This is a genomic window from Dokdonia sp. Asnod3-C12 (assembly GCF_045063975.1).
Taxonomy (GTDB): Bacteria; Bacteroidota; Bacteroidia; order Flavobacteriales; family Flavobacteriaceae; genus Dokdonia.
On record NZ_JBEFNY010000003.1, the window covers coordinates 243046 to 258234 of the forward strand.

The 15189-nt window shown below is 40.0% G+C and carries 6 protein-coding genes; 5 read left to right on the top strand and 1 reads right to left on the bottom strand.

Features of this window, described 5'->3' with window-relative positions:
- Window positions 1-93: 93 nt before the first annotated feature.
- Genes ACJJVW_RS01105 through ACJJVW_RS01115 form a run of 3 tightly spaced genes read left to right on the top strand, consistent with a single transcriptional unit; the run spans window position 94 to window position 11754 of the window.
- Complete coding sequence (locus ACJJVW_RS01105) at window positions 94-8874, top strand: Ig-like domain-containing protein (RefSeq protein WP_405250465.1); 8781 nt, start codon at window positions 94-96, stop codon at window positions 8872-8874.
- A gap of 24 nt (window positions 8875-8898) precedes the next feature.
- Window positions 8899-9819, top strand: coding sequence for a type IX secretion system membrane protein PorP/SprF (locus ACJJVW_RS01110; protein ID WP_405250466.1), 921 nt, complete (start codon window positions 8899-8901; stop codon window positions 9817-9819).
- Between the two features lie 12 nt (window positions 9820-9831).
- Complete coding sequence (locus ACJJVW_RS01115; RefSeq protein ID WP_405250467.1) at window positions 9832-11754, top strand: OmpA family protein; 1923 nt, start codon at window positions 9832-9834, stop codon at window positions 11752-11754.
- 180 nt (window positions 11755-11934) lie between these two features.
- Here ACJJVW_RS01115 and ACJJVW_RS01120 read toward each other — a convergent pair whose 3' ends face one another.
- Window positions 11935-12825, bottom strand: coding sequence for an AraC family transcriptional regulator (locus tag ACJJVW_RS01120; protein WP_405250468.1), 891 nt, complete (start codon window positions 12823-12825; stop codon window positions 11935-11937).
- A gap of 172 nt (window positions 12826-12997) precedes the next feature.
- Between ACJJVW_RS01120 and ACJJVW_RS01125 the strand changes: the two genes are divergently transcribed.
- Both ACJJVW_RS01125 and ACJJVW_RS01130 read left to right on the top strand, forming a co-directional pair.
- Complete coding sequence (locus ACJJVW_RS01125; RefSeq protein WP_405250469.1) at window positions 12998-13981, top strand: zinc-dependent alcohol dehydrogenase family protein; 984 nt, start codon at window positions 12998-13000, stop codon at window positions 13979-13981.
- A gap of 198 nt (window positions 13982-14179) precedes the next feature.
- The gene (locus ACJJVW_RS01130; protein WP_405250470.1) at window positions 14180-15145 is read left to right on the top strand and encodes a 2OG-Fe(II) oxygenase; all 966 of its coding nucleotides are present in this window, start codon (window positions 14180-14182) and stop codon (window positions 15143-15145) included.
- Window positions 15146-15189 lie beyond the last annotated feature (44 nt).

Here is a 15189-nt window from a genome sequence, read left to right on the forward strand (position 1 = left end):
CGATTAATCAAATTGCAATTTTATTGTTTTTAATGATGTGTACTCGACATTCATTAGTTAGATGTTTTATTAAAATAATTTAAGACTACTATCATGAAGAGAAAAATTACTTTTCCATCATCCCTGAGCGGCTTTCTATTTATTTTATTATTTGCCTGCTTTTCTGTCAGTGCGCAAGAACATACTTTTGCGACAACTATAACCAATCAAGAAAATGTTGATGATGCTAATCTGGCTACCAATCAAGACTTAACAGATTTCGCCGAGGTTAGAGCAAATTCTGGAACGCTTTTTTTTGGTGCATATGATGGTGTTCTTGAGTTATCATATGGAGAACTACTGCCTGCAAATACAACATCATACATTAAAATAGAAACAGAAGATGATTTGTTACCATCCTTATTAGGCGGTAGTCTCGGTAATTTACTTGCAGATGTACTGGGGATTGTACTAATAGGTAATCAAGAATTTACCGTAAAGGCATTAAATGGTAATACTACCGTGCTAAGTGCAGTATCATCAGACCCTAATACATTTAGCGGTGCTAGAACACAAATAGTGACCGATGCACAGGGAGATTATTATATAGCACTCACACCAGACCAACCATATAGCAGTATAGAAATTACAAATAGTATAGGTTCCTTAATTGGACTAAATCAAGAACGTTCTCTAAAAGTTTATGGAGCTTTCTACGGCGCAGATGCACCTATTTGTAACACTCCTTCATTTACCTCATTTGACGGGACTGGGCTTAATTTAGATTTAATAAATCTAGGAGGCGCTGGGGTTACAAATATTGAAAATGCAATTGATGGAGATCTCGCTACATTCTCTGAGTTAAGCTTAGGTGTATTATCTGTGGCAGCGACTGTAGAGCAGGTAATTTATTTTCAGAATGCTTCACAACCTACAGAAGATTTCAAAATTAGACTTGCTGTCGATCCTAGTTTATTAGCGCTTGGAGTGGCAAATAATATCCAATTTGAAGCCTATAACGGTTCAAATCTAATTGCATCGAGAAACTTAGGATCCTTATTAAATCTGGAACTGATAAATTTATTACAAAGTAATACTCCTGTAGACATTGGCTTTGATGTGTCTGCGCCCGTAGATAGAATTGTCGTTAGTTATTCCTCACTCTTGAACACTTCATTAAGTCAGCGAGTTGATTTATACGATGTAGCCATTACTCCTGCCATTCCTGAAATTGCTGCAGCTTCTCAAAATATCACTTTATGTGAAAATAGCACCGCAGAACTTATTGCTACTACTGATACTACAAACTCACAAATAGAGTGGTATGATGAAGAGCAAGGTGGAAATTTACTAGCTACGGTAGATAGTGGTGAGACATTTACCACTTCATCATTAACAGAAAGCACCACTTTCTATGCCGCTGCTAAGGCAAATGGATGTACTGTAGCGTCTGTACGAACTCCAGTTTTAGTAACAATTAACCCTACTCCAAAATCTTCAGATATCTTAGTAGCAGGTTTTGATACTGCCATATGTTTACCTGAAGTGCTAGAGATTGTACCGTCAAGTACGATCTCAAATGACTTCAAATATTACTTTGATCCTAATAAAAATGTAGAGATTACTAATGGGCTTACTGCAGATGGAATCGTTTACGTAATCAATGATAGCAAGCTTGAAATAACTGGATTAAACGATGCTAACAATCCTGATAACATATTTATTTCTACAACAGAACCAGCTACTGGCTGTGAGAATAGTCCTGGTGATTTAAGACAAGTCTCTATTATTCTTGCAAACACTCCTAATATCTCTATAAATCTTATAGAGAATATTACAGCCGATGATACTATAAATAGTATTGAGCAAAATAATGACATCACCATTACTGGTACAGTTTCGGGAGATGCCCAAGAAAATGATGAAGTAATAATCACTGTAAATAATACAGAGTACACTACATTATTGGATGCAGGTTTAAACTTTGCTAGAGACATTCCAGGTGCTGAATTAGTACTTGACGCAGATTCAACCATTGACGCTTCGATAACGGTTGTCGGTACATTATGTACTGCCACAGCTATTGATAGTGAGGCTTACACGGTAGATATTGACAATCCCACCATTCCTACTGTAGATGCTCAAACCACCAACGACACCACTCCGCTGATTACAGGTACTGCTGATTCTGATGATGAGCTGACTGTAATAGTAAATGGTATTACTTATCCTGAAACTGGAGCAGATCTTACAGATAACGGTGATGATACGTGGAGATTACAAATACCTGATGGTAGCGAACTACCAGATGGAACCTATGATGTAGATGCTTCTGTGGAAGATACTGTTGGAAACACTGCTTCTGATACTACAACCGATGAACTAATCATTGACGCGACTGCGCCTACTATGCCAACAGTTACTGCACAAATTACGAATGACACCACTCCGCTGATTACAGGAACAGCAGATTCTGATGATGAGCTAACAGTAATTGTAAATGGTGTTACTTATTTGGAAACTGGAGCAGATCTTACAGATAACGGTGATGATACGTGGAGCTTACAAATACCGAATGGAAGTGAAATTCAAGATGGAACCTATGATGTAGATGCCTCTGTAGAAGATACTGTTGGGAATACAGCTTCTGACAATACAATTGATGAATTAACCATTGACACAACTGCGCCTACTACTCCAACTGTTACCGCTCAGACAACAAATGATACAACTCCACTAATTACAGGTACGGCAGATTCTGACGATGAGCTGACTGTAATTGTAAATGGAGTTACCTACACCGAAGGTGACGGTAACCTCATCGACAACGGAGATGATACGTGGAGCTTACAAATTCCTGATGGTAGCGAATTGTCAGATGGAACCTATGATATAGATGCTTCTGTGGAAGATACAGTTGGAAATACCGCTTCGGATACTACTACAGATGAATTAATAATTGACGCAACTGCGCCTACTACTCCAACGGTTGATCCGCAAACTACGAATGATTCTACTCCGATCATTACAGGTACTGCAGATTCTGACGATGAGTTGACGGTAATTGTAAATGGAATAACCTACACCGAAGGTGATACAAACCTCATCGATAACGGTGATAATACTTGGTCTCTGCAAATTCCTGATGGTAGCGAACTACCAGATGGAACCTATGATGTAGATGCTTCGGTGGAAGATACGGTTGGTAATACGGCTTCTGATAATACTACTGATGAATTAACCATTGACTCTGTTTCCCCAACGACTCCTACGGTTATTACTCAAACTACGAATGACACCACTCCGCTTATTACAGGAACAGCAGATTCTGATGATCAGCTGACGGTAATTGTAAACGGAATAACCTACACCGAAGGTGATACAAACCTCATCGATAACGGAGATGATACGTGGAGCTTACAAATTCCTGATGGTAGCGAATTACCTGACGGAACCTATGACATTGATGTTTCTGTGGAAGATACGGTTGGTAATACGGCTTCTGATAATACTACTGATGAATTAACCATTGACTCTGTTTCCCCAACGACTCCTACGGTTATTACTCAAACTACGAATGACACCACTCCGCTTATTACAGGAACAGCAGATTCTGATGATCAGCTGACGGTAATTGTAAATGGAATAACCTACACCGAAGGTGATACAAACCTCATCGATAACGGAGATGATACATGGAGCTTACAAATACCCGATGGAAGTGAATTAATAGATGGAACCTATGATGTGGATGCTTCGGTGGAAGATACGGTGGGTAATACGGCTTCTGATAATACTACTGATGAATTAACCATTGACTCTGTTTCCCCAACGACTCCTACGGTTACTGCACAAACTACAAACGACACCACGCCGCTGATTACCGGTACGGCAGATTCGGATGATGAGCTGATGGTAATTGTAAACGGAGTAACCTACACCGAAGGCGATGGAAACCTCATCGATAACGGAAATGATACTTGGAGCTTACAAATACCTATTGGAAACGAACTGCCAGATGGAACCTATGATGTGGATGCTTCTGTGGAAGATACGGTTGGAAATACTGCTTCTGATACAACGACAGATGAATTAATCATTGACGCTACTGCGCCTACTACTCCAACGGTTACTGCACAAACTACCAATGACACCACTCCACTGATTACAGGTACTGCAGATTCTGACGATGAGTTGACGGTAATTGTAAATGGAATAACCTACACCGAAGGTGATACAAACCTCATCGATAACGGTGATAATACTTGGTCTCTGCAAATTCCTGATGGTAGCGAACTACCAGATGGAACCTATGATGTAGATGCTTCTGTGGAAGATACGGTTGGAAATACAGCTTCTGATACCACAACCGATGAACTAATCATTGACGCAACTGCGCCAACTACTCCAACAGTTACTGCACAAATTACGAATGACACCACTCCGCTAATTACAGGAACAGCAGATTCTGATGATGAGCTAACAGTAATTGTAAATGGTATTACTTATCCTGAAACTGGAGCAGATCTCACTGATAACGGAGATGATACATGGAGCTTACAAATTCCGGATGGTAGCGAACTACCAGATGGAACCTATGATGTGGATGCTTCTGTAGAAGATACGGTTGGAAATACTGCTTCTGATACAACTACAGATGAATTAACCATTGACTCTGTTTCCCCATCGACTCCAACAGTTACTGCACAAACTACAAATGACACCACTCCGCTAATCACTGGTACTGCAGATTCTGACGATGAGTTGACGGTAATTGTAAATGGAATAACCTACACCGAAGGCGATGGAAACCTCATCGATAACGGAAATGATACTTGGAGCTTACAAATACCTATTGGAAACGAACTGCCAGATGGAACCTATGATGTGGATGCTTCTGTGGAAGATACGGTTGGAAATACTGCTTCTGATAACACGACCGATGAACTGGTAATTGATGCGACTGCGCCAACGACTCCTACGGTTACTGCGCAAACTACGAATGACACCACTCCGCTGATTACAGGTACTGCTGATTCTGATGATGAGTTGACCGTAATTGTAAATGGAGTTACTTATTTGGAAACTGGAGCGGATCTTACAGATAACGGTGATGATACGTGGTCTCTACAAATACCGAGTGGAAGTGAATTACTAGATGGAACTTATGATGTAGATGCTTCGGTGGAAGATACGGTGGGTAATACGGCTTCTGATAATACTACTGATGAATTAACCATTGACTCTGTTTCCCCAACGACTCCTACGGTTACTGCACAAACTACAAACGACACCACTCCGCTTATTACAGGAACAGCAGATTCTGATGATCAGCTGACGGTAATTGTAAACGGAATAACCTACACCGAAGGTGATACAAACCTCATCGATAACGGAGATGATACGTGGAGCTTACAAATTCCTGATGGTAGCGAATTGTCAGATGGAACCTATGATATAGATGCTTCTGTGGAAGATACAGTTGGAAATACCGCTTCGGATACTACTACAGATGAATTAATCATTGACGCTACTGCGCCTACGACTCCAACGGTAGATCCTCAAACCACCAACGACACCACTCCACTGATTAGTGGTACAGCAGATTCTGATGATGAGCTGACGGTAATTGTAAATGGTGTTACTTATCTTGAAACTGGAGCGGATCTTACAGATAACGGAGATGATACTTGGAGTTTACAAATACCGGATGGAAGTGATCTGCCAGATGGCACCTATGATGTAGATGTTACTGTGGAAGATGCTGTTGGAAACACTGCTTCTGACAATACAATTGATGAATTAACCATTGACTCTGTTTCCCCAACGACTCCTACGGTTATTACTCAAACTACGAATGACACCACTCCGCTGATTACAGGAACTGCAGATTCTGATGATGAGCTAACAGTAATTGTAAATGGAATTACTTATCCTGAAACTGGAGCGGATCTTACAGATAACGGTGATGATACGTGGAGCTTACAAATACCTAATGGAAGTGAAATTCCAGATGGAACTTATGATGTAGATGTTTCCGTTGAAGATGCGGTTGGAAACACTGCTTCTGATATCACAACCGATGAACTAATAATTGACGCTACTGCGCCAACTACTCCAACGGTAGATACTCAAACCACCAACGACACCACTCCGCTGATTACAGGAACAGCAGATTCTGATGATGAACTAACAGTAATTGTAAATGGAGTTACTTACTTGGAAACTGGAGCGGATCTTACAGACAACGGAGATGATACTTGGTCTCTACAAATACCGGATGGTAGCGAACTACCAGATGGAACCTATGATGTGGATGCTTCGGTAGAAGATACGGTTGGAAATACTGCTTCTGATAACACAATAGACGAATTAGTAATTGACGTAACTGCACCTACAACTCCAACAGTAGATCCTCAAACTACGAATGACAGCACTCCGCTGATTACAGGTACTGCTGATTCTGATGATGAGCTGACTGTAATAGTAAATGGTGTTACTTATTTGGAAACGGGAGCGGATCTCACAGATAACGGTGATAATACTTGGTCTCTACAAATTCCTGATGGAAGCGAACTACCAGATGGAACCTATGATGTAGATGCTTCGGTAGAAGATACAGTTGGAAATACTGCTTCTGATATTACTACAGATGAATTAGTAATTGATGCGACTGCTCCAACGACTCCAACAGTAAATCCGCAAACTACAAACGACACCACTCCGTTAATTACTGGTACAGCAGATTCTGATGATGAGCTGACGGTAATTGTAAACGGAATAACCTACACCGAAGGTGATGGAAACCTCATCGACAATGGTGATGATACTTGGTCTCTACAAATACCTAATGGTAGCGAACTGCCAGATGGAACTTATGATGTTGATGTTACTGTGGAGGATACGGTAGGAAATACTGCATCTGATACTACAACAGATGAATTAGTAATTGACGCAACTGCGCCTACAACTCCAACAGTAACCGCTCAAACTACCAATGACACCACTCCGCTTATTACAGGAACTGCAGATTCTGATGATGAGCTGACTGTAATTGTAAACGGTGTTACTTATTTGGAAACTGGAGCGGATCTTACAGATAACGGTAATGATACGTGGTCTCTACAAATACCGGATGGAAGTGAATTACCAGATGGAACCTATGATGTAGATGCTTCTGTGGAAGATACGATTGGAAATATGGCTTCTGATATTACTACAGATGAATTAGTAATTGATGCGACTGCTCCAACGACTCCAACAGTAAATCCGCAAACTACAAATGACAGCACTCCGTTAATTACAGGAACAGCAGATTCTGATGATGAGCTGACTGTAATTGTAAACGGAATAACCTACACCGAAGGTGATACAAACCTCATCGATAATGGTGATGATACATGGAACTTACAGATTCCTGATGAAAACGAGCTAGCAGATGGGACATACGATGTACAAGCCACTGCAGAGGATTTGGCAGGTAATTTGGCATCAGATATGACTGTTGATGAGCTTACCATACAATCAGGTATCGTAACGACAGATAATGACCAGCAACTTTTTTGCGAAAGCGAAAACCCTACAATTGCAGATATTCAGGTAAATGAGACCACTGTAAATTGGTACCTCAGTGCTTCTGGCGGAACAGTTTTAACCACCGATACTGCATTGATGGACAACACAATTTACTATGCGGCACTTGTTACAAACGGTATTGAGAGTGCAAACAGACTGGCGATTACAGTGACTGTAATCAGTACGCCTACGCCTACTACTACAGCTACCACGCAGTCATTTTGTGTAGATGCTATGGCTACCGTAAGTGATATTGAAGTGAATGAACCAGATGTGATATGGTATAATCAAGCTACTGGCGGCAGTCCATTGGCAGCAGATGCACTTTTAGTTTCTGGTAATTATTACGGAGCTCTTGTAAATAATGGCTGTGAGAGTAGCACTCGTCTAGAGGTGAGTATTACGATTGATGAAATCGCTAGTGCGAGCATTACGAGCAGTACTGACATGACTTGTGTGGGTAACGAAATCACTTACCAGACTGAGTCAGATATGAGTGGCTATTTATGGACCATTTCTTCTGGAGGAACAATCATCACTGGTGGCGATCTCACAGATGATTTTGTGACTGTGATATGGGACGAACTTGGCGAGCAATCTGTTGCTGTAAATTATGAGTCTTCCAATAGCTGTATGCCTCTTGCAGATGCTACGCTAGACGTTGAGGTAGCTTCTTGTTCTGATCTTACGATTCTTAAAATGGTCAATAATGCCTTGCCACAGCTCAACACAGAGGTTGTGTATACTATTACGGTGACTAATGCAGGCGACACAGACTTTACAGATGTTGAGGTGGAAGACTTATTACCTTCTGGATTGCAATTTGTATCGGCGGTGACAGATAGTGGGACTTATGATAGTGCAACTGGTGTTTGGCTTATTCCTTCAGTGGTGGCTAATGCAACTGTGGAGTTAGCGATAAGCGCTGTAGTGCTAGAGGATGGAGATTATTTAAATATCGCGACCATCACGCAGTCTAGTCCTATGGATAGTGATCTTACTAACAATGTATCGCAAGTTGATATCACGCCAAGTTGCATTAAAGTGTTTAATGAATTCTCACCCAATGGTGATGGCTTTAATGACACTTTTACCATACGCTGTATTGAGTCATATCCAGAAAACAACTTGAAAATTTACAATCGAGCTGGAAATATGGTGTATGAAATGGATGGCTATGCAAATGTGTGGAGAGGAACTTCTACTTCTAATGGTACCGTAAATGAAAATGACGGCCTTCCTTCATCTACCTACTATTACATCTTAGACTTAAATGATGGCAGTGAGCCGCTTACGGGATGGGTATACATTGCACTTTAACAATCTAACTTAAAAACAACGACTATGTTTAAAATATATAACATTTACTTAGTACTTATTATGTGTTGTGTAAGCATACACATGAATGCACAACAGGCGCCTAATTATACACAGTACATGTATAATACCATGGCTATAAATCCAGCATATGCAGGATCTTCAGAAAGGTTGAATGTGGTGGGGATATATCGTTCTCAGTGGGCTGGTTTTGATGGCGCACCTGAGACTTATAATCTCAGTGTTGAAACTCCGCTCACGGAGCGCGTAGGGCTAGGAGTCAATGTCACTAAAGACGTAAATGGTCCTGCCGAAAGATTCAACTTTGATGGTAATTTTTCTTATAACATTCAGTTGGATAGAGATCTCAACCTCGCATTTGGGATAAAAGCAGGTGCTCAGTTACTCAATGTAGATTTTTCTAAAGGGGAATTTGTAAACCAAGGTGATCCCCTACTCACAAATAATGTAGATAACAGACTGCTGGCAACGCTAGGTGCTGGTGCCTTTTTGTATAAATATAATTGGTATGTAGGAGTCTCGGTGCCTGACTTTTTTAGTGATGAGTATTATGATAATGTGGAGGAAGCTGTCGTGGCAGATGAGCGCCAATCGTACCTCACCGCGGGTTATGTGTTTGGCATAAGCGATAACATTCGCTTTAAACCAGCTGCACTTGTAAATTATGTGAATGGTAGTCCGTTGCGATATAACCTTTCGGCCAATTTTCTTTTTCATGACAAGCTCACCGTAGGTGCTAGTTATCAAGTGGATGCTGCGGTAAGTGCGCTGGCTGGTTTTCAAATTTCTGACAATCTGTTTTTAGGCTATTCATTTGATTATGCTACTACAGAGTTCACAAATTATAATGATGGTACCCATGAAGTTATTTTAAAATTCTCTTTGTTCAAGAAAAAGGGAATGTCATTCTCACCTAGATTCTTTTAATATCAAACCACTATGAAGAAATCACTATATATTTTATTCATGATGTGTGTATGTTCTAGTTATGCACAAAATGATTTAAAAAAAGCAAATGAGCTTTATGACAGACATATGTATGCAGATGCTGCAGTACTTTATGATGAGCACCTCAATGACTCAGAGAAGATAGCGCCTACCACCTGGCAGCATATTGCAGACACGCATTATAACCTTAAGAATTATGAACGTGCAGAGATTGCTTACAAGAAAACCTTTGACGCACTAGGATACACGATGGAGCCTGCACATATCTGGCAGTATTTTGATGTACTACGCTTCTTAAAAAAGTATGATACGGCAGATGATTTTTATGTAGGCTATTTAAAACTATCCAAAAAAGACAAAGAGCTCAACAGATACTATGAAGAAAAGTCTAGGTTTAATGACATTTTAGCAAATGACACGCTCTATCAGATTACAAATCTTGATATTAACTCTAGCTATGCAGATTTTGGCGGATCCTTGTATAAGAATAAACTAGTATTCTCAACGGCTCGCAATGATGAAGAAAATAAAATCTACAAAAGAGATAACACCCCTTACCTATCGCTTTATGAAGCCACGATAGATAGTACTGGCACCTACTCAAATGTTAAGCTTTTTAATGAAGAGCTAGAAACCCAGTATCACGACGCCACGGCTACTTTTTATAATAATGATCAAACGCTGGTCTATGCTTCAAGTGCACAATCTGGATCGCGTAAGATTTATACAAAAAACAAGAGAAACTTCTTTAAGCTCTACTGCGTGCAGATTAATAAAGACAAATTTGACAAGGAGGAACTTCCCATTAATGGTAATGGCTATTCCATAGGGCAGCCTTTTGTAACTACAAATGGTAGTCAGCTGTATTTTGTATCAGACATGCCAGGTGGTTATGGCCGTGCAGATATTTATGTGTGTGACATACGAGCAGATGGCTCACTCTCCACACCTCGCAATCTAGGTGATGCGATAAACACACCATATGATGACTTTTTCCCTTTTGTAAAAAACAAAGAACTCTATTTTGCCTCTAAGGGTCACGTAGGTTTTGGCGGCCTTGATATTTACAAAGCGCAGCTTAGAGACGGCATTTACAGTAATGCCCGCAACCTCGGACTTGGGATTAACAGCAATGCAGACGACTTTGCTTATGTGGCAAGTAACACTAAAAATGAAGGATATTTTAGCTCAAACAGAGAAGGCGGCAAAGGCGACGATGATATTTACTCCTTTGTATATGATCGCGGCGAGTGCTTCCAGACCTTAGAAGGAACCGTTACAGACTCACAAACAGGCGCACCATTACCAGCAGTGACTATCATCGCTTATGATATTAACAATAAGCAAGTAGCCGAAACACTTACCGACACTGCAGGAACCTACACCTTACAGATGGGTTGCAATATCAAATACAATATCAAGGCATCAAAAATAGGCTACTCAAAAGATGAGCTGGACTTAAACACAGGCACAGAGCCTAATGGGCTTATTAACTTTGTAGATTTTAAATTGGCTAACCTTTCAGATATTTTTGTTACAGATGGTGAGATAGAAAAGATTAAAATCAACCCTATTAATTTTGAGTCTAACCGTTATGCGATTAACATATTTGCCGCACAACAACTCCAGCGCATTATTGATATTATGAACGAATATCCTGCGCTCATCATCAAGATAGAATCCCACACAGATCAACGTGGTGGAGCGTCATATAATCAAACCTTATCAGAAAACAGAGCCATCTCTACCCGTGACTATTTGATTCAAAATGGTATCACGAGTTCGCGCATTGAGAGCGCAAAAGGATTTGGTGAATCAAGGCCCATACACATTTGTGATGAGGCAGACGATAGCTGTACAGAGGTGCAGTATTTAGAAAATAGACGTTCAGATTTTATTGTGGTTAGCAGGTAGCACACCTTGCTCTTTACCCAATGACTGTAAGCCTTCCTAGTTCCCCCAACGCTAGTGAAGGCTTATTTTTATGCAAGCCTTTAATAGCTGCAGACTAATGGTGTGTGGAGTTTTCACGCTTTCGCGAAAGCGTACCACTCATACATAAATATTTGATTGGTTATAACAAACGAGTAAGTCTTAAGCACTCACACCACAAGAGGCTCTTTTAAGTAGCATATACTCCCCTGCGTTTTTAAACTCTCTTACAGAAGTACCTGTATAGCGTTTAAATGTTTTTGAAAGGTGACTTACGTCTGTAAAGCCTAGCTCATCTGCGATTTCAGTGAGGGTGAAATCTGAGTTGAGAAGACGTATCTCTACTAGTCTAAGTTTGGCTTTCATAATATACTCACGCAAGGACATCCCTACCTGTTTTCTAAAAAACTCACTTACGTAGGTTGCAGACATCATAAATGTTTCTGCAAGTCTATCTACTTTAAGCAGTTCACTTTTTGCAATGTTCTCGTTTATGTAGGTGAGCATATTTGTTGCTCTATCATCACTTGTTGTATTTACAATCTCATAGTGACTCCCTTTTTTTATATTTCTAATAATCACTTCTAAGATACTTACCATAAGACTTGAGATAAGCGATACAGAGACCTCTCCATAGTTTCTAGTCTCTCTTAAAATAATTGCCGTAAGCTGTTTGAGATGCTCCCTATCTGCATCACTTTTAATGATATCGCCAGGCAGCTGGTTATAGTTAGATAAGATGTAGGCGGCTTCTTTAAACCACTCAGACTTATCTAGGGTCATCTTATTAGAGCTTTTAAAAAACGAATTGGTAAACTTTAAAAAGACAAATTTTGTGCGCTTCTCTATATTAAAAGAGTGACACTTTAAGGGAGGTAGTAAAAAGATACTATCCTTTTTATAATCGTAGAGGTTGTAATTAATACACTGCGTACCCTCTCCACTTTCTATAAGCACAAGTTCAAAAAAGTTGTTTTTAACTGGGCGTTGTTTCCACTCAGATAACTCCATTTCTTGTATTTCAAAAGGTTTATAAGCTTCTAATACTTGCATAGTAGTATGATTTAGGGACAAATTTAGGGTTTTATAGCATTAAAATTATCATAACACACTTAATAACCTCTATTTATACCTAATTAACCATTTTATATACAAATAGACTAGCGACCTATCCCACTACCTTTGTATCATCAAAGAAAACAACAAACTATAAAAGAAAGCATATATGAAAGCAATGATTATCAACGAATACGGTGAGAATGCCGCATTCACAGCAAGCGAAGTAGCAAAACCAGCAGTAACTTCAGGTCACGTGAGTATCAAGATTGCAGCCTCTAGTGTGAACACGGTAGATACCATGATACGCAAGATGGGATCAGACCTACCGCTATCACCAGCAGCACCAGCTATATTAGGAATGGACTTTGCAGGAGTGATAGAAGCAGTAGGTGAAGGTGTACATGACTTTAAAGTAGGCGACGAAGTGTACGGTTGTGTAGGTGGACTTGCCGACTTACAAGGTACGCTAGCCGAATATATCGTTGCAGACAGTAAACTTATTGCTCACAAAGCTGCCAACTTATCTATGACAGAGGCGGCATCACTACCACTTGTAGCAATTACTGCTTATGAGGGGTTAATGCGTGCAGGGATTAAAAAAGGACAAAAGGTACTTGTACAAGGTGGATCTGGAGGTGTAGGCCACGTAGCGGTACAACTAGCTATTCACTTTGGGGCAGATGTATATGCTACTTGTGGAGGACCAGAGCAGCAAAAGATTATAGAAGGATATGGAGCAACGGCAATTAACTATAAAGAAGAAACGGTTGAATCATATGTAGCAAAATATACAGATGGTGCAGGTTTTGACCTTATTTATGATACCGTAGGTGCAGATAACCTTACAAAGTCTTTTGAGGCAGCAGCACTTAATGCACAAATTGCTACTACAGTATCTATGTGCAACCTAGATCTTACTCCAGCACACTTTAAAGGATTATCACTACACGTTGTGTTTATGCTCATCCCTATGTTACACAACTATAAGCGAGAAGAGCACGGAGCGATTTTAAAAGAGCTAAGCAACATAGCCCTAGACAAAGCACTTGTACCTCTAGTAGACAGCACATTTGCGCTGGATAATGTAGGTGATGCTTATGCAAGACTAGAGAGTGGTAAAGCAATAGGTAAAGTAGTTGTAACTAACTAAGACCTCATCCATAGGCTTATCATGGCAGCACCTTAAACCTTAAACATCTGTTTTATAGGTGTTTAAGGTCTAAAAAATACAAAACTTTGCTTTTCATAGCACCCCCCATTTTAATTACCAAAGCCACCAGCCATTTGTGCGTAGTTCTGTTATAAATTTAAAATATAATAGCAGTAGCTATACGTAAAACATATAATTATGAGTACCATAGAACATACAAATGCACTTGCAGAAGCTCGTGCTTTAGAAGTACCATCACGAGAATTATCATTAAGACGCGATCCATCTGTTTCTCAATTTTGGAACAAAAATCGCAAAGTACTAGAAGCTGCTTGGGCAGAATGGGAAATAGAAAACAAAGATGATGTATTAGCTCCTGACGAAACCTTGCTAGACCCAAGATTACGTAAAGCAATTAAAGACGCTTGGGAAAACCCAGAAAAAGAATCTGCTGTAGCAGATTTATGGGAAGAAATTATACCTGGTGTTTATGTAGCACAGTTTTTTGATCTAGATCGTTTAGCAGATTTTCGTAACTATCTAGAAGCCGTAGCAAACTCAGGAGTGCCAAAACGTGCACCTTATGGTATACAATTAAACCGTTATGGAATGATGTTAGACCCTCGTTCTGAAGGTCATCTGGCAGCACCTAATTTTCAGGCCTTTTATAATGATATGATGGACCGTTTTATGCGCCCAATAGCCCGTTTATTATTAGGAACTTACGGTTATGACAATCAGACTTTTGGTTTTTCAATACAGTACAATCCAGACAAGGACAAGGATTTACACGCACATACCGATGCCTCTGCAGCTACCTTGAATATCAATATCAACTTACCAGATGAGAAGTTTACGGGATCTGAGGTTGATTTTTATGATAAAGCTTCAGGAAAAACGGTACAAGCTATTTTTGAGCCGGGTAAAGCAATCATCCATAGAGGGAATGTGCCCCACGCAACGCACCCCATTACAAGCGGGCAACGCAGTAATTTAGTAGTGTGGTTATATGGAGATCGTATGCAAATACCACGCGGTAGTAAAAGTAGCTACGGAAATACTAGCAACAGCGACACCATTAAAGATGTTGCTTTAGAAAGTGTAACCGCTCGCCAGCGATGGAGTTTACCTGATGGTCCTAAAGATACCGCTGCACCGTTTTAAGAAACGCAGCCGTAATTATTATCTTAGAACAAGAATAAAATTAA